General features: G+C 50.4%; 14 protein-coding genes. 11 read left to right on the top strand and 3 right to left on the bottom strand.

Annotated elements, in window-relative coordinates; translation table 11 throughout:
- Nucleotides 1-130: 130 nt before the first annotated feature.
- The 5 genes from uvrD to NH568_RS24035 all read left to right on the top strand — a co-directional run bounded on the left by uvrD (nucleotide 131) and on the right by NH568_RS24035 (nucleotide 6,505).
- Entirely contained in the window at nucleotides 131-2,296 is a 2,166-nt protein-coding gene (uvrD, locus tag NH568_RS16070; RefSeq protein ID WP_253048738.1) for a DNA helicase II, read from the top strand.
- Nucleotides 2,274-4,379: a GNAT family N-acetyltransferase gene (locus NH568_RS16075; protein ID WP_253048740.1), complete on the top strand. Its 2,106-nt coding sequence runs from the start codon at nucleotides 2,274-2,276 to the stop codon at nucleotides 4,377-4,379. Before uvrD ends, NH568_RS16075 begins: the two co-directional genes overlap by 23 nt.
- A complete protein-coding gene (locus NH568_RS16080) occupies nucleotides 4,324-5,415 on the top strand; it encodes an ABC transporter substrate-binding protein (RefSeq protein WP_253048742.1) in 1,092 nt (363 codons plus the stop codon). Before NH568_RS16075 ends, NH568_RS16080 begins: the two co-directional genes overlap by 56 nt.
- 41 nt (nucleotides 5,416-5,456) lie before the next feature.
- Nucleotides 5,457-6,305 carry a chemotaxis protein CheW gene (locus tag NH568_RS16085; RefSeq protein WP_253048744.1) on the top strand — a complete coding sequence of 283 codons (849 nt, stop codon included), beginning with the start codon at nucleotides 5,457-5,459 and terminating at the stop codon, nucleotides 6,303-6,305.
- A 74-nt stretch (nucleotides 6,306-6,379) separates the two neighbouring features.
- On the top strand, nucleotides 6,380-6,505 hold the full coding sequence (locus NH568_RS24035; protein WP_290444280.1) for a hypothetical protein: 126 nt from the start codon (nucleotides 6,380-6,382) through the stop codon (nucleotides 6,503-6,505).
- 112 nt (nucleotides 6,506-6,617) lie between these two features.
- Here the strand turns inward: NH568_RS24035 and typA are convergent, their stop codons facing one another.
- Nucleotides 6,618-8,438 (bottom strand): translational GTPase TypA, encoded by a 1,821-nt coding sequence (typA, locus tag NH568_RS16090; protein ID WP_253048748.1) that lies wholly within the window; start codon nucleotides 8,436-8,438, stop codon nucleotides 6,618-6,620.
- 411 nt (nucleotides 8,439-8,849) lie between these two features.
- On the opposite strand from typA, the gene glnA reads away from it, so the two are divergent.
- The 6 genes from glnA to NH568_RS16120 all read left to right on the top strand — a co-directional run bounded on the left by glnA (nucleotide 8,850) and on the right by NH568_RS16120 (nucleotide 14,465).
- Nucleotides 8,850-10,256, top strand: coding sequence for a glutamate--ammonia ligase (gene glnA, locus NH568_RS16095; RefSeq protein ID WP_125720298.1), 1,407 nt, complete (start codon nucleotides 8,850-8,852; stop codon nucleotides 10,254-10,256).
- Nucleotides 10,257-10,512: 256 nt separating this feature from the next.
- Nucleotides 10,513-11,025: a DUF4124 domain-containing protein gene (locus NH568_RS16100; protein ID WP_253048749.1), complete on the top strand. Its 513-nt coding sequence runs from the start codon at nucleotides 10,513-10,515 to the stop codon at nucleotides 11,023-11,025.
- Between the two features lie 57 nt (nucleotides 11,026-11,082).
- Nucleotides 11,083-12,144 (top strand): nitrogen regulation protein NR(II), encoded by a 1,062-nt coding sequence (gene glnL / locus NH568_RS16105; protein ID WP_138551830.1) that lies wholly within the window; start codon nucleotides 11,083-11,085, stop codon nucleotides 12,142-12,144.
- A gap of 55 nt (nucleotides 12,145-12,199) precedes the next feature.
- A complete protein-coding gene (gene ntrC / locus NH568_RS16110) occupies nucleotides 12,200-13,600 on the top strand; it encodes a nitrogen regulation protein NR(I) (protein WP_253048751.1) in 1,401 nt (466 codons plus the stop codon).
- 114 nt (nucleotides 13,601-13,714) lie between these two features.
- Entirely contained in the window at nucleotides 13,715-13,891 is a 177-nt protein-coding gene (locus NH568_RS16115) for a hypothetical protein (RefSeq protein WP_171045659.1), read from the top strand.
- A gap of 115 nt (nucleotides 13,892-14,006) precedes the next feature.
- Nucleotides 14,007-14,465 (top strand): cyclic nucleotide-binding domain-containing protein, encoded by a 459-nt coding sequence (locus NH568_RS16120; RefSeq protein ID WP_253048753.1) that lies wholly within the window; start codon nucleotides 14,007-14,009, stop codon nucleotides 14,463-14,465.
- A gap of 367 nt (nucleotides 14,466-14,832) precedes the next feature.
- On the opposite strand, the gene NH568_RS16125 is transcribed toward NH568_RS16120, so the two are convergent.
- Nucleotides 14,833-16,071 carry a cysteine desulfurase-like protein gene (locus NH568_RS16125; RefSeq protein ID WP_253048755.1) on the bottom strand — a complete coding sequence of 413 codons (1,239 nt, stop codon included), beginning with the start codon at nucleotides 16,069-16,071 and terminating at the stop codon, nucleotides 14,833-14,835.
- Between the two features lie 9 nt (nucleotides 16,072-16,080).
- Complete coding sequence (locus NH568_RS16130) at nucleotides 16,081-16,713, bottom strand: 2OG-Fe dioxygenase family protein (RefSeq protein WP_253048757.1); 633 nt, start codon at nucleotides 16,711-16,713, stop codon at nucleotides 16,081-16,083.
- Nucleotides 16,714-16,984: the final 271 nt, after the last annotated feature.

Here is a 16,984-nt window from a genome sequence, read left to right on the forward strand (position 1 = left end):
TAAATAGAATTTAAAACCTCATACTTATCATTTAGTTAGTTTTAAAGGAGTGCAAAACACCCGCACCAAACTGGGCTTTGTGCCCTGCCCTAGGTATACTTTGCGCTGAATATAGACGATGGGCGCAAAGATGGACGTATCAGAATTACTTGACGGCTTAAACGACAAACAACGTGAAGCAGTGGCTGCGCCGCTGCAAAATATGCTGGTATTGGCAGGCGCTGGCTCGGGCAAAACCCGGGTACTGGTGCACCGCATTGCCTGGCTGATGCAGGTTGAGCATGCCTCTCCCTACAGCATCTTTGCCGTCACCTTCACCAACAAAGCCGCTAAAGAGATGCGTACCCGGGTTGAAGAGACCTTGCAAAGTCCGGTAGGCGGCATGTGGATCGGCACCTTCCATGGTCTGGCTCACCGTATTTTGCGCGCCCATCATCGTGAAGCCAAACTGCCCGAGTCATTTCAGATTTTAGATTCCGACGATCAGCTAAGAATGATCAAACGCCTGCTGAAATCGATGAACATCGATGATAAAAAGTGGCCACCCAAGCAGCTCAGTTGGTACATCAGTGCGCGTAAAGACGAAGGTCAGCGCCCTAAAGACATTACCGCCCATGACGTCAACGAACAACTGATGTTGCAGGTGTATACCGCCTATCAGGATGCCTGTGACCGCGCCGGATTAGTCGACTTTGCTGAGATCTTGCTACGCTGCTATGAAGTACTGCAACAATACCCCACTTTGCTGCGTCACTACCAGCAACGCTTCCGCCATATGCTGGTTGACGAATTCCAGGATACCAATAGCATTCAGTATTTATGGCTAAAACTGCTGGCAGGTAGCGACAGCAATATCATGATTGTAGGCGATGACGACCAGAGTATTTATGGCTGGCGGGGCGCACGCATTGAAAACATCAAACGCTTTTTGAGCGACTTTGACGCAGAAACCATTCGCCTGGAGCAGAACTATCGCTCCACCGGCACCATACTGAAAGCGTCCAACGCGCTGATCCAGAACAACGCCGAGCGCATGGGTAAGAGCCTCTGGACCGACGGCAATCAGGGTGAGCCGATTTCCGTGTATGCCGCGTTTAACGAACTGGATGAAGCGCGGTTTATGGTCGGTAAAGTAAAATCCTGGCTGCAGGGCGGCAACGCACTGAGCGACTGTGCTGTGCTTTATCGCAGCAATGCCCAGTCTCGGGTACTGGAAGAGGCTTTGTTACAGGAAGGCCTGAAGTATCGCATTTACGGCGGTATGCGCTTCTTCGAACGCCAGGAGATCAAAGATGCCCTGTCTTATCTGCGCTTGATCAGCAACCGCAATGATGATGCCGCGTTTGAACGGGTGATCAACACCCCGGCTCGTGGCATTGGCGACAAAACTCTGAGCCATATTCGTGATTGCGCCCGGGCAGAGTCGCTGCCGCTGTGGTATGCCGCCAAAGCCGTGCTGGAGCAAGGGCACCTGGCTGGCCGCGCCGCCACCGCTATTCGCCGTTTTATTGAACTGGTTGAGCAGCTCGACGACAAGCTGATGGAACTCGAACTGGCCGAACAAGCCAAGACCACCATAGAGCAATCCGGGTTGCTGGCCATGTATCAGGCCGAAAAAGGTGAAAAAGGCCGTGCCCGAGTAGAAAACCTTGAGGAATTGATCAACGCCTGTGGTCAGTTTGAACTACCGGTAGAAGAAGAGTTTACCTCGCCACTGCAGGGGTTTTTGGCGTATACCTCGCTGGAGTCTGGAGAAGGTCAGGCCGATGAGCATGAAGATGCCGTACAGATGATGACGCTGCACTCGGCCAAGGGCCTGGAGTTTCCACTGGTCTTTATGGTGGGCGTGGAAGAAGGCATGTTCCCGTCACAACAAAGCCATGAAGAATCCGGTCGCCTCGAAGAAGAGCGCCGCCTGTGTTACGTGGGCATGACCCGGGCAATGGAAAAGCTCTATATCAGTCATGCGGAAAGCCGTCGCCTCTATGGTCAGGAAAAATACCACAGCCCGTCGCGCTTTTTACGCGAGATCCCCGAAGACTGCCTGGAAGAAATTCGCATCAAGACGCAAGTATCTCGCCCGGCACCCAGTGGTCGTTTCAGCAGCTCGGTGAGCCATGCCGTGTTTGAAGACAGCGGCTTCAGCCTGGGCCAGCGCGTATTACATGCCAAATTTGGAGCCGGCACGGTACTCAATTACGAAGGCAGCGGCGCACAGTCACGCATTCAGGTTAACTTTGACGATGTCGGCAGCAAATGGCTGGTGACTGCCTATGCCAGACTGCAAGAACTCTAAGCTTGCGCGCCTGCTCACACAACTTGCGCAGGCTCGGCATCGTCAGCTTTTACTGATAAGCGGCGAACAGCACTGGACTTACAACGAAGTACAGCGTTTGTTCCCTACTCTGGCTGATTCAGCATTAGTACTGAGTCAGCATACACAACTGCCTGGCGCCCGCTGGCCTGAACACCTGCATCAGGTGCTGGGCCAGGAATATTCCTGCGTCGTTTACGACCTCTACAGCGGAGTGTTACCAAATAAACTGGCTGCCGCCGCAGGCACAGTGCAAGCTGGTGGTCTGTTGATTTTGCTCGCCCCGGAGTTATCTCAGTGGCATAGCTGGTGCGATCCGACATTGACGCGCTGGCTGTCTTATGACGAAACGACACAGTTCAGTCCTTATCTGCAGCGCTGGCAGCGCCTGCTAACCAGCAACTCAGTATGGCAGATTAGTCAATCACAGGGCGACTTACTACCACAGCACTATGACGCGCCGCAAGCAACGCCAGACACCAGTGAACAACAAAACACGCTTACTCAGCTGACAGCCCACTTAACGCAGCCTGCACCCGGGCCCGTGTTACTCAGCGCTGATCGTGGTCGGGGCAAATCCTCGTTACTGGGCAAGCTGGCAGCCAGCCTGCCCGATCTGACCTTTATTCTGTGCGCGCAGCAGCGCCGCGCGGTACACAACAGCTTTGTTCATCTCGGCGCGGCACTGGATGAGCCGGTCAGCGATAAGCTCAACCAGCTTGCCAACCTGCGCTTTATGCCACCCGATCAGCTTCTTGCACAACGCCCGAGCTGTGATGTGTTGCTGGTTGATGAGGCCGCGGCTATTCCCGTGCCCATGCTGATGTCATTGTTAGGCGCTTACCCTAAAGTGGTGTTTTCCAGCACCCTGATTGGCTATGAAGGCAATGGCCGGGGTTATACGCTACGCTTTGCCAGGCAACTTGAACACGCTCATCCGCAGCGTCTGAACTTGTCACTCAGTCTACCAATCCGCTACAGCGAAGGGGATCCGCTTGAAGCCCGGTTGCGCCAGCTGTTTGCCCTGGATTGCGATTATCGACAACCCCCGTCACCGTCGGCACCCTGCACATTCGAGTCATGCTCAGGTGCACAACTGGCAGCGGATGAAGACACCCTGTCTCAGGTTTTTGCTTTGCTGGTGCTGGCGCACTACCAAACTTCGGTGAACGATCTGCGCCAGCTGCTCGACAGCCCACATAACCGCTTGTACCTTGCCCGTCAGCAAGGCAGCGTGGTGGCGGTGTGTCTGCTCAAGCTGGAAGGCGGCTTTGACACCGCCCTCAGTCAGGACATAACCGCAACAACGCGTCGCCCGGCCGGGCATTTAATGGCACAACAGCTCGCTCAGCTCACTGGTAATCCGGAGCTGGCACAACGTCGTGGTGCCCGGGTGGTGCGCATTGCCGTGTCACCGCAGCAACAAGGACAGCTTATTGGCAGTCAGCTACTGCGCTTTGCAGAGCAGCAACTCACTAACCAGGTTGATTACTTTGGCAGCAGCTTTGGCTGTAATGCACAGCTACTCAGGTTTTGGCAACATCATCAGTACCGGCCCGTTAAATTGGGATTTAAGCAAGATAAAGCCAGCGGTGAATTTGCACTGCTGGTGATTAAACCTCTTAATAAACATATCCAACTCGAACCACTCCAACTATGGTTCAAACACCTGCTGCTCAATCAGCTCAGCGAGTTATATCGTGATTTTCCCTGTACCTTGGTGACAGAGCTGTATAAAACACTCCCGCGCTATGCGCCCGATACCCTCTTGTTAGCCCAGTTAAGCTACTTTACGAACAGTACGCCAGGTGAACAACAGATCGCAGCCCTGGTTACTGAGCTGCTCAAGTGTCGACCCGATCTGCTGGACCGATTATCAGCCAGTTCCCAAGCCTTAGTGATTCGGCTATTATTACAACGTCACCCGCCAAAAGTATTAGAAGAAGCTTTGAATTTGGCTACAAAAAAACAACGACAGACCGCCATGCGGTCACTTGTGACGGAAGTGCATGCTGAAATTAATCTCAACCCTGAGCTGTTGCATCGCCCTGCTGGGCAGCCCTGAGCTTATCGCCGATGAGGAGCTCAGGCTTGGCATGTCAGTCGCATTGAGCGGGCCCGCCAAAGATATTGGCCAACAACTCAGGCAAGGCGCAGATCTTTACTTTAATTATGCGAATAGCCGTGCGAATAAAACCCACCCTACTATCTCATTGGTGGTACTGGACGACGGATATGAACCCAACCGCACTGTGGTCAATACGCGCTATTTAATTGAACAGCATCAGGTTATGGCGTTGTTTGGTAATATGGGCACACCCACCGCTCATGCCATCCAGGCTATTCTGACGCACCATCAACTGCCTTTTTTGATGCCCTTTACCGGTGCGGACTTTCTGCGCCACGACCCCCCTTTTCCGGTCTTTAATTGGCGCGCCAGTTATATGGGTGAAGCCAGTGAACAAGTTACTTATCTGGTTGACGAACAGGGGCACAAGCACATTGCACTGTTTATCCAGGCTGACGAGTTTGGCCTGACACTGGAAAAAAGCTTTCGCCGGGCCCTGGCAGATCGGGGCATGCAACCGACCGTGATCGCCCGGTTTCGGCGCAACAGTGCCGATATTAAAAAAGCACTCCAAGTTATCATGCGCAGCGAGGCTACCGCTGTCGCCATGATTGGCACTTATCAACCGCTGTCGATATTCATAGACAAGGCGATGCATCGGGGCTTTAAGGGAACCTTTAGCGGAGTCTCCTTTACCTCGTCCAGAGCCCTGTTTGCCCAGCTCACCAGCACACCTACCCTGATGATCAGTGAAGTCGTGCCAGCCCTTCAGGCTTGTCAGGCTGAATTATGCGATTTGTTCCGAAAGCTGGCACGCGAGCAAGGGCTACAGACCAGTCCGCAGGTGTTTGAGGGCTTTCTCAATGCTGCCATTTTTACAGCAGCACTCAAGCATTGCCCGCGCCCGATAACCCGAGGGTGTCTGCCTGGTGCCTTGCAACAGGTGCTGACAGAGGATAAAGCGATCAGGTATATTTTCGGCCTCACAGAGAAAGAGAATAAACCCCGCGTGTATCGATCTTACTTTCAATAATGTCTATGCTTAGAGCATCAGGTAAACGTACAGAGGCAGACATGGATTTAATCAATTTTCGGGTAGGGAAAAAAACCATTTCACTAAAAATACTGGATATCCTGCTTACAGAGCGTTACGAAGGCAACCTCACCTCTTTGCCCAATGATAATCCCAGCTTTATGGGCGTGAAGGATTATATGGGCACACCGACGCCCATCTTTGATCTGGGCTTGATATTAAATAACCAGTCGTCCTACGATATTAACAAGTCTCTGGTCACTATGTTGCAAGAACGAGAGCAAGATCAAAAAGCCTGGCTTGCTGAGCTGGAACGCTGCATCTATAACGACCAGCCTTTTACCCAGGCCAAAGACCCCAAGCAATCTGCGTTTGGTAAATGGTACTACAGTTTTAAAACCGACAATGAAGACTTACGCACGCTGCTGGCGCGCTTTGAGGAGCCCCACAATAAACTCCATACGCTCGCCGATAAGCTGCTAACCATCAATGCCAAGGGTGATAAAGATGAAGCTCTGAGATTGCTGGAAAAAGAAAAGGCGACCACCTTTATGAAGCTCATCCGTCTGTTTGAATCAGCCCGGGATCAAATCATTCTGGACCACAAACCCATTATTGTCTTCACCACCCAGGATGGCCAGCGGCCACACATTGGTCTGTTGGTTGATCAGGTCGAGGACAATATTCACTGCGATGAGTCGGACATCAAGTCTCTGCATGAAATGACCAGTATGGGTTTTGAAATCGATCCGCAAACCCGCAAGATGATGAAAGGGCTGATTAAGCAAGGAGAGCAACATAGCCTGGTACTCGACCCCAGCGCCATCTTTCGCCCAGACCACTTGCAGCAATATGAACCGGAAGAAACCGAGGCCTATGGTTTGTTCTGAGCATTCAATACTGGCAACCATGAAATGACACGCATTGGCTTTGAAATCGAACCACTGACACTCAGACCCGCAAGATGATGAAAGGGCTAATTAAACAGGGAGAGCAACATAGTCTGGTACTCGCCCCCAGTGCCACCTTTCGCCCGGACCACTTGCAGCAATATGAACCGGAAGAAACCGAGGCCTATGGTTTGTTCTGAGTACTCATTGCTGACAACCATGAATTGACCCGCATGGACGGTGTTAACACATTCGTTATAGCAATAAAAAACGCCGCAGATGCGGCGTTTTTTGTATTCGATAAGTAAATAGTTACTTGGCCTGACGGCTTGCGCGCTTACGCTCACTTTCAGTCAGTAGCTTCTTACGAATACGGATGCTTTCTGGTGTTACTTCCACCAGCTCGTCATCATCGATGAACTCAAGTGCTTGCTCAAGTGTCATGATGATAGGCGGAACCAGGTTCTGTGCTTCGTCAGTACCCGATGCACGTACGTTGGTTAGCTGCTTGCCTTTCAGGGCGTTAACAGTCAGGTCGTTGTCACGTGCGTGAATACCGATGATCATACCTTCGTATACTTCAACACCGTGACCGATGAACAGCTTACCACGGTCTTGCAGGTTGAACAGGGCGTTGGTTAGCGCTTTACCCGCTGCGTTTGCGATCAGTACACCGTTCTTACGTTGACCAATGTTACCGCCTTTGTGCGGGCCGTAGTGATCAAACGTGTGATACATCAGACCTGAACCTGAAGTCAGTGTCATGAAATCAGTCTGGAAGCCGATCAGACCACGAGAAGGCATGATGAAGTCCATACGGATACGGCCTTTACCATCTGGTGCCATGTCAGTCATTTCTGCTTTACGCAGGCCAAGTTGCTCCATGATAGAACCTTGGTGCTCTTCTTCAACGTCAACCGTTACTGTCTCGTACGGTTCTTCCAGCTGACCATCTACTTCACGAAGAATTACTTCTGGGCGAGATACCGCCAGCTCGTACCCTTCACGACGCATGTTTTCAATCAGGATGCCTAAGTGCAGTTCACCACGGCCAGAAACGCGGAAGCTGTCCGGGTTATCGGTTTCTTCAACGCGCAGTGCAACGTTGTGTACCAGTTCTGCCTGAAGACGCTCAAGGATATTACGTGACGTAACGAATTTACCTTCCTGACCTGAGAACGGAGACGTGTTTACAGAGAACGTCATGGTTACTGTAGGCTCGTCAACAGACAATGCCGGTAATGCTTCAACGGCATTGACATCACACACAGTGTCAGAGATTTTCAGCTCGCCCAGACCTGTGATAGCGATGATGTCGCCAGCCTGTGCTTCTTGTGCTTCGTGACGGTCAAGGCCCAGATAAGTCAGAACCTGACCTACTTTACCGTTACGTGTTGAGCCATCGGCACCAACGATAGTAACTTGCTGGTTTACTTTCACTGTACCACGCTTGATACGGCCTACACCGATTACACCGATGTAAGAGTTGTAGTCCAGCTGAGAGATCTGCATCTGGAAGTCACCTGCTGGATCTGCATCCGGCTGGTCAACTTGCTCAACAATCGCTTCGAACATTGGCTGCATGTTGTCTGACGGCTCATCCAGGTCAAGCGTCGCCCAACCATTGATAGCAGATGCGTAGATAACCTGGAAGTCAAGCTGCTCATCAGTCGCGCCCAGGTTGTCGAACAGGTCAAATACCTGATCCATTACCCAGTCAGGACGTGCACCTGGCTTGTCGATCTTGTTGATAACAACGATAGGCTTCAGACCCAGCGCGAATGCTTTTTGCGTTACGAAACGCGTTTGTGGCATTGGACCTTCCTGGGCATCAACCAGTAGCAATACTGAGTCAACCATTGAAAGTACACGCTCTACCTCACCACCAAAGTCGGCGTGTCCCGGGGTGTCTACGATATTGATGTGGTAGTCATTCCACTCGATGGCGGTGTTTTTCGCCAGGATGGTGATGCCACGCTCTTTTTCAATATCATTCGAGTCCATGACACGCTCTTCGTTGCCACCGCGTGTCTCTAATGTGCCAGATTGTTCCAGCAGCTTATCGACTAGGGTAGTTTTACCATGGTCAACGTGCGCGATGATCGCGATATTTCTTAACTTTTCAATGCTCATATTTTTACTCAGAGAAGTTGGCCCTCAGTGATCCTAGTCGAATCGCGCAAAAATGCGCACCTAAGATGCCGATCCACAATTAAAGGTCGCGTATTATCCCCTAATAATGTGACAGATGAAAGTTTATCCAGCTTTTTTTTACAGCCCAGCCCGTGAAATAACTAAAGTCTGCTGTTTTATCGCTCCACAGTCACAGCCATGTGCTACAGTGAACTCATCGCACAGTGCACCAGGGTGGTGCAAATTCCGATATCAATACGCACCAACTTGGTGCGCATTAAGGTTCCATACATTACAGGTAAAAGTAACTCATTGATTAACAATGCATTATAAAACTGGCACGAATAACGCTTAGTAGTGCGCAAATGCAGAGCACTGCAACAAAAAATAACCCTACGAGTCGGAGGACACATGTCACAATCGGTTTTAGACCTTATTAAAGAACACGACGTTAAATTCGTTGATTTACGTTTCACGGATACCAAAGGTAAAGAGCAACACGTTTCTATTCCTCATCACCAGGCCGATGAAGACTTCTTTGAAGACGGCAAGATGTTCGACGGCTCGTCTATCGCAGGCTGGAAAGGCATTAACGAATCAGACATGGTACTGATGCCAGATGCCTCTACCGCTAAACTGGACCCTTTCTCAGAAGAAACCACGCTGATCGTACGTTGTGACGTGCTTGAGCCATCAACTATGCAAGGTTACGAGCGTGATCCGCGTTCTGTAGCAAAACGTGCGGAAGACTACATGCGCTCTACCGGCATTGCTGACACCGTATTGTTCGGTCCAGAGCCTGAGTTCTTCCTGTTTGACGACGTGAAGTTCAAAACTGATATGTCTGGCTCTATGTACAAAATTGATGCCCAGGAAGCAAGCTGGAATTCAGACAGAAGCTATGAAGAAGGCAACATGGGTCACCGCCCAGGCGTAAAAGGCGGTTACTTCCCGGTTGCACCGGTTGATTCATCAGGTGACTGGCGTAGTGCGACCTGTCTGGTTCTGGAAGAAATGGGTCAGGTTGTTGAAGCACACCACCACGAAGTAGCGACTGCTGGTCAGAACGAGATCGCAACACGCTTTAATACTATGGTGATCAAGGCTGACGAAATTCAGGAAATGAAATACGTTATCCATAACATGGCGCACTTGTACGGTAAAACAGCAACCTTTATGCCTAAGCCTGTTGTTGGTGACAACGGTTCTGGTATGCACTGTCACCAGTCACTGGGTAAAGATGGTAAGAACATCTTTGCTGGCGACAAGTACGGCGGCCTGTCTGAAGAAGCGCTTTACTACATCGGTGGTATCATCAAGCACGCCAAAGCCATCAACGCATTTGCTAACGCTTCTACTAACTCGTACAAGCGCCTGGTACCTGGCTTTGAAGCTCCTGTTATGCTGGCTTACTCAGCACGTAACCGTTCAGCGTCTATCCGCATCCCGGTTGTACCGTCTGAAAAAGCGCGTCGTATCGAAGTACGTTTCCCGGATCCAACTGCGAACCCGTACCTGGCGTTCTCTGCCATGTTGATGGCTGGCCTTGATGGAATCAAAAACAAGATCCACCCTGGCGATGCGATGGATAAAGACCTTTATGACCTGCCAGCGGAAGAAGCGGCAGAGATCCCTACGGTTGCCTCTTCACTGCAAGAAGCACTGGATTCTCTGGACGCAGATCGCGAATTCCTGACTCAGGGCGGTGTATTCACTGATGACCTGATCGATGCATACATCGCATTGAAGTCTCAGGAAGTTGAAAAGCTGAACATGACAACTCACCCGGTTGAGTTCGAGATGTACTACAGCGTATAAACTGGTTTTTAGTATTTCGGTGTGTGCAAGCTGTTAAGGCATGCACACTGCGCAATCCGGAATGCTTAATTAAGCCATATTCGCTCACAGAGCAGTCAGCTGCTCGGTGAAAGAACAGGCTGACTCTGCGCTCTTAAATCATATGTGTTCTCAAGCCCGCATTGCGGGCTTTTTTCATCCTGCCGCCATGGTAAATTGACGCTAAAAGCACTAAAGTTATAGCTGGTAATGAGCGTCTTTTGAGCAAGGTGAAATCGTGTTGCGGCTTTATTGGATCATTCTCTGTTTAGTGTACAGCAGCAGTGCTGTATCGGATCAAAAAGTCTACCGCTGGAAGGACAAAAACGGCAACTGGGTCTATTCGGATGTACCCAAAAAGGGCTCTGAAAAAGTCAAACTGAGCACCAATATGCTCACTATGCCCGCCACAGATACCAGTATTCTGACACCCACCCAGACAACACCTACCGTAACCTATCAGGCGAAAATAACCGCGCCAAGCGACCAACAAACGCTGCGTGAAAACAGCGGCAGCGTTTATGTGAATGGGTTAGTGACGCCTCGGTTTGCTGCTGGGTTTCAGGTGCAACTCTTTCTGAATGGGAAAGCAACAGGCCCTAAACAGACTACGGCGTCTTTTGCGTTAAGAGATGTGCCCAGGGGGGAACACAAATTGCAGATGAAAGTCTTTAATGACAAAGGCATGCTGGTTGCCCAAAGTGCAATAACCACCTTTTTCCTGCATCGCGCCAGCCTGCTTAACCGTTGATTATAATAACAGGTGTGCTAATCTGCAGTGCACCAACTTGGTGCAAGGCGATCCAATATGGCACAACCCTCCTCTGAACTGATACACGAGTTATGGCAAAATTTATCTACCGCGGTGATCTTATTGACCGAAGATCTGACCATTTACTTTGCCAACAACAGCGCCAGTGAACTGCTGGGGCTAGGCAATAAGCGGCTGCTGAACCAACCTTTCGAAACCATTTTTCATCACCACATGATCGACATGAAGCGGCTGCAACGATATGTCCTGGACGATGGTGTAGACTGCCAGCAGCACAAGGTTGACGTGGTCTTCATCGACAATCGCGCCAGTACACTGAACCTGTTCGCACGTCGCTTTATGCTCCAGGATCGTGCGTTTATTCAACTGGAATGCCGTCGTATTGACGAAGAGCTGCGCTTTGATCAGGCCTTTAATCAGGCTCACCAATATCAGGCAGCCAGAAATCTGATCCGGGGGCTGGCACATGAGATAAAAAATCCCTTGGGTGGGATCAGAGGAGCGGCGCAATTATTGCAGTATGAAGTTCAGCAGGAAGAGCGGGACGAATGCGCCGAGCTGATCATCGAACAAGCCGACCGCCTGACCGAACTGGTTGACCGTTTGCTGGGACCCAATGAATTACCCAGAAAGGAGCCCTGTAATGTCCACCGTATGCTGGAGTCGGTGCTCCGCCTCAGCGAACTCGACGGCGCACCCGGGATCCGATTGGTCAAAGATTATGACCCCAGTATTCCGGATGTGGTTATGGATGAAGCAAAAATCCAACAGGTGGTTTTAAACATTGTTCGCAATGCACAACAGGCACTGGGTGAGCAAGGTGAGATAAAAGTCTCCACTCGGATCCGCCATCGCATCAGGCGTGGTAAGCAGTTAATGAAGAAAGCCCTGCAGATCCGAGTGACAGACAATGGCCCGGGTATTGCGCAAGAAATGCAGGCAACCCTGTTCTACCCTATGGTGACCAATAAAGAAGGTGGCTCGGGACTAGGCTTGTCGATTGCACAAACTCTGGTTGAACAGCACCATGGCTTTATCGACTGTGACAGCTGGCCCGGACATACGGAGTTTGCTATCTACCTGCCCTTTGACGCATAAACGCATCGCAAACAAAGGTGCGCTGGTAACTAATTATGAGAAGTGGGATCACACCATGAAAAATGTTTGGCTTGTCGATGATGACGCCTCTATTCGCTTTGTTCTGGAAAAAGCGCTGGCCCGTGCGGACTTTCAAACTGAGAGCTTCTCCAACGGCCAGGATGTGCTCACAGCCCTGACCTATGGTCAACCCGCGGTGCTGATCTCAGACGTCAGGATGCCAGGCATAGACGGTATGGCACTGCTCGAAGAAATAGCCGAACAACACCCAAACCTGCCGGTCATCATTATGACTGCCCATTCCGATCTGGATTCCGCTGTCAACGCCTTCCAAAAAGGGGCCTTTGAGTACCTGGCTAAGCCATTCGATCTCGATGAAGCAGTCTCTTTGGTTGAGCGCGCCTATCAGGCAAGCTCACAGAATAATAAGGCCAGACGACCCAGCAACAATGCCAAACAACCCGACATCATTGGTGAAGCACCAGCCATGCAGGAAGTTTTTCGCGCCATAGGTAAACTGTCTGTCTCCAGCATGAGCGTGCTGATTAACGGTGAATCCGGCACAGGAAAGGAGCTGGTAGCAGGAGCTTTACACAATCATAGCCCGCGTAAGGAACAACCATTTATCGCTCTCAACATGGCCGCCATTCCCAAAGATTTGGTCGAATCTGAACTGTTTGGCCACGAAAAAGGCGCCTTTACCGGTGCTGACAGCATTCGCCGTGGACGGTTTGAGCAAGCTAATGGCGGCACGCTGTTTCTGGATGAGATAGGCGATATGCCACTGGATGTACAAACCCGGTTATTACGGGTGCTGGCTGATGGTGAGTTCTATCGTGTTGGTGGTCACCACAGTGTGAAGGTGGATGTGCGGATCATTGCAGCAACACACCAGGATCTGGAGCGCCTGGTTGAACAAGGGGAATTTCGTGAGGACTTGTTTCATCGTCTGAATGTTGTCAGGCTCAGGCTCCCTCCGCTGCGAGAACGTCGTGAAGACATTGCCAAGTTAAGCGAGAACTTTCTGGCTCGCAGTGCAAAAGAGTTGAAAGTACCCAGTAAGGTATTGACTCAGGAAGCGCTTAACGTCATGCAGGCGTTTCACTGGCCCGGTAATGTTCGCCAGCTTGAAAACAGCTGCCGATGGCTAACTGTGATGGCACCGGGCGATGTTATCAATGTCGCTGACCTGCCTGAAGAGCTGAACCAACCTGTACAACTTAGCTCGACAGATGCCATTGAAGGTGACTGGCTGGACGCCTTTCAGCATTGGCTGGAGCAGGAGTTGCATCAGGGCAAAGAAGACATCTGGCCTCAGGTTCAGGCGCAACTCGAAACCAGATTGATCAAAACAGCACTGGCCGTGTGCCATGGCCACAAACAAGAAGCCGCCCTGAAAATCGGCTGGGGACGCAATACCCTGACTAGAAAGCTGAAAGAACGCAACTTTACCTGAGTGCGCTGGCAGCTGTATGAAAAAACATCACTTGTTCCTGAAAGCTTGAATCCGTACTTTTAATACGTGCCTTAGCACACTAAAAGAACGAAATACAACATTTAAGGAACGACCATGAAAATCAGATTACAGAAAAAATCGCTCAAACGCTTGAACAACAAAACGCCGTTAGCTCAGGAGCTGACCCCACAAGCTGCTGGTGGTATGTACGCGAGCTCACCTTACAACCCCGGATGTATGACATACAAGGGGCTGACTTGCCCAACCTCTCCGTATGATCCGGGCTGCTAAATGCATACCTGACTGCCGAGCGACTGCCCGGCAGTGTCTGTACCGGCTTCTGCCTTGACCCCACTGTAAAAAGCAAGCACTATGCAGTCATACTGATCCGAACTTGCTTTATATCATGAAACTACTGGAGCATATCCCACTGATCAAACAGTTGGAAATTCTCAACAGACTGACTTTCTTTAAAGAGTTTACCCTGTCTGAACGTCAGGTACTGCTGGAGTCCTTTAGTCACCTGTACCTGGTCAGTAAAGACAGACATGCATTTCGGCGCTTTGACAAAGATAATCGACTCTACATTGTGCTCAGCGGCGAGCTGTCAATCTACACTCAGGATCAGCATCACGCGATTGGCAAAGTCGGTCCGGGTGAATTCCTAGGAGAAGGGGCGTTCATAACCCATAGGGAGCGCAGCACCAGTGCACAGGCAACCAAAGACACCATTTTACTGGCAATCACACCCGATGCACTCACTCGACTGCCCAATGTGATCAGAGAAAAAATCAAAGATAAGATCATAGATGGAATGAGCGCGCGGATCAGTCAACTCAACCATTATATTGAAGATCATTTATAACTGGAGAGCATGATGCTGAGTGCACTCGTTGACCTAAACCATGGAAAGCCTTACTGATTAAAAAAATCTCAATTGTCAACTGAGATTCCCCGCAGATATGATGGTTCTGTTCAAACCACACTATAAGGACAGCACTATGAAACTGACTCTATCAAAAAATCCATCAAGCGACTTAACCAGACACCACTGAACAACCAGCAGACTCACGACGTTGCAGGCGGTAACAGCCTGGCACCGACGACCTGCCCACATACACAACCCGCCTGGCACTGTATGAGCTATCTGGGTTACATCAGCAACAAGCCTCAGTACGGCTGCTGAGACCAAAGAGTATAAAAAGGCGTCTAACCAGACGCCTATTTTATGACTACTGTGCCAGTAACGCTTCGAAGTGTCCGAACAAAGTGTCCAGCTCTTCGATGGTGTTGTAGTGCATGCATCCAATACGCACCACGCCACCGCTCTCCATCACACCCAGCTGCTCACATAAGCCTTGCGCGTAGAAGTTACCGTCCCAGACACAAATATGCTGCTTGCCCAGATACTCGGATACAGTGCGCGGTGCAATGCCCTCAAAGGTCAATGCAAAGGTAGGTGTGCGCTCTGCCAGACGCGTGGTGTCTGAGATACCAAACAAGCGGATCTGCGGGAATGCCTGCAAGCGTGACAAAAAGTGCTCACTCAACGCCATTTCATGGGCTTTGGTATTGGCAAAAGCCACCCCTAAACGTTCACGTCGTGGGGTATCTTCAGGCAGTCCGCTCAATGATGCAATGTAGTCGATGGCGGCGACAACGCCAGCCAGACCTTCAAAGCTCTGTGTTCCAGTTTCCCAGCGACCTGGCACAACGTCTTTTGCCGGTTCAACTTTATAAGGTGTAAAGCCTGCAAGGTGCACCATTTTACCGTATACCACGCCCACATGAGGGCCGAAAAACTTATACACCGAACAAGCCAGGAAATCACAATCCAGCGCCTGCACATCGATAAGTTCATGCGGCGCATAATGTACCGCATCAACATACACTAAGGCACCAAATTGGTGCGCCAGCTCAACTATTTGTTTAATGTCGTTAATAGAGCCAGTCGTGTTAGATGCGTAGGTCACCGCCACCAGCTTAGTCTTGTTACTGAGCAAACTGCGGAAGTGGTCCATATCCAGCGTACAATCGGCCTCATTCACTTTAACTGCATGGACACTGGCGCCCTTGTCTTCAGCGGCCTGGCGCCATGATGACACGTTCGAGAAATGATCGGCGTTAGTGACAATCACTTCATCACCCGGCTGCCAGTCGCGAGAGATGGCACGGCTGAAGCTAAAGGTCAGGCTGGTCATGTTAGCACCAAACACAATCTGCTCTTTGGCCGGAGCGTTAAGCAGATCTGCCACAGCCTGGCGAGCATTATTCATCAGCTCAACAGTCTTATCGCTGGAAAAAAACGCCCCACCAAGGTTTGAGTTAAAGTAACCCAGATAAGCAGACATGGCACTCAAAACCGACTGAGGAACTTGTGAGCCACCCGGACCATCGAGGAAAATAGGTGAATGACCGGCCACTTGCTGCATTAGCGCAGGAAACTGACGACGCACTTGATTCAGGTTCATAGCAGCCTCTTACGCGGTAAACACGAAGCAGTCCAGGTATCCTGTCTGCGTTGCATCCAACTTATTCATTGGTGTCGCGTTGTGCCACACCTCACGATCATTGACCAAAGCGAACAGGCCATCTTTGATCTCCATCTTAAAGCATGGCTCTGCCTCTTTGTGTTCATATACCAGCAGCTCACCACCGGCGATATTTTCGTGAGAGACGCCACACACACAAACATGGTCAAAGCCATCCTGATGCACGCCTTCCGGTGCTGGCGGCGTATCGCTTTCAATGGCCAGCATACGGAATTGGTGTACTTCGATATCACGCTCATCGCTGATACCTGTCATCGCTTTAAACTCATTCAGCAGATGTTTAAACCCATCACTGTGGATCAGCTCATCCTCCAGGTTTTCATACACGCGCTCAACATTGCCCTGAAAGGTGTTAATTGAGTCGTCCTGCACAAAGGCTTTGGTCGGCTGCAATGCCACCTCGCCACCGGCGAATTTCACGACGGAATAACGGCGTTTACGGAATGCGCCGTCCGCATATGGGTTGTCTGGCAGACGGTTAAACGAAGGTTTAACGGCATCGATCTGCGCTTGTTGAATAAAACGAAGTTGTAGCAAATTCTGGTTGTTTACTGCGGTCATTTTGCTCTCGCCTAGGGATGACAATTTGGCGGTGATCTTAATCCATTTTAGAGGGAATTATGATTTTGAATCTGTTTATTTAGTCGGTTTAAAAGAATAATTAGCCTGTTTTTTGCAATTTTTTAAATCAAAAATACAGATACAGCAAGTTCACTTGTAGTTGAATACAAATACGCAGCCTATACTCACACAGCAATGGGTTCAACCGATAGACATAGTCAAGAAACTAAGCGGCTACAGCTCCAACACCTCTGCCTTAATGAACACACGG

Origin of the sequence: Pseudoalteromonas sp. XMcav2-N (assembly GCF_024124545.1) — a bacterium.
Lineage (GTDB): Bacteria > Pseudomonadota > Gammaproteobacteria > Enterobacterales > Alteromonadaceae > Pseudoalteromonas.

Excerpts from the sequence above, each read along its gene's own strand:
- typA (WP_253048748.1), bottom strand. The coding sequence starts at position 8,438 with ATGAGCATTGAAAAGTTAAGAAATATCGCGATCATCGCGCACGTTGAC.
- glnL (WP_138551830.1), top strand. The coding sequence starts at position 11,083 with ATGGCACAACCCTCCTCTGAACTGATACACGAGTTATGGCAAAATTTA.
- NH568_RS16075 (WP_253048740.1), top strand. The coding sequence starts at position 2,274 with ATGCCAGACTGCAAGAACTCTAAGCTTGCGCGCCTGCTCACACAACTT.
- NH568_RS16085 (WP_253048744.1), top strand. The coding sequence starts at position 5,457 with ATGGATTTAATCAATTTTCGGGTAGGGAAAAAAACCATTTCACTAAAA.
- NH568_RS16080 (WP_253048742.1), top strand. The coding sequence starts at position 4,324 with ATGCTGAAATTAATCTCAACCCTGAGCTGTTGCATCGCCCTGCTGGGC.
- NH568_RS16130 (WP_253048757.1), bottom strand. The coding sequence starts at position 16,713 with ATGACCGCAGTAAACAACCAGAATTTGCTACAACTTCGTTTTATTCAA.
- glnA (WP_125720298.1), top strand. The coding sequence starts at position 8,850 with ATGTCACAATCGGTTTTAGACCTTATTAAAGAACACGACGTTAAATTC.
- NH568_RS16125 (WP_253048755.1), bottom strand. The coding sequence starts at position 16,071 with ATGAACCTGAATCAAGTGCGTCGTCAGTTTCCTGCGCTAATGCAGCAA.
- ntrC (WP_253048751.1), top strand. The coding sequence starts at position 12,200 with ATGAAAAATGTTTGGCTTGTCGATGATGACGCCTCTATTCGCTTTGTT.
- uvrD (WP_253048738.1), top strand. The coding sequence starts at position 131 with ATGGACGTATCAGAATTACTTGACGGCTTAAACGACAAACAACGTGAA.
- NH568_RS16115 (WP_171045659.1), top strand. The coding sequence starts at position 13,715 with ATGAAAATCAGATTACAGAAAAAATCGCTCAAACGCTTGAACAACAAA.
- NH568_RS16120 (WP_253048753.1), top strand. The coding sequence starts at position 14,007 with ATGAAACTACTGGAGCATATCCCACTGATCAAACAGTTGGAAATTCTC.
- NH568_RS24035 (WP_290444280.1), top strand. The coding sequence starts at position 6,380 with ATGATGAAAGGGCTAATTAAACAGGGAGAGCAACATAGTCTGGTACTC.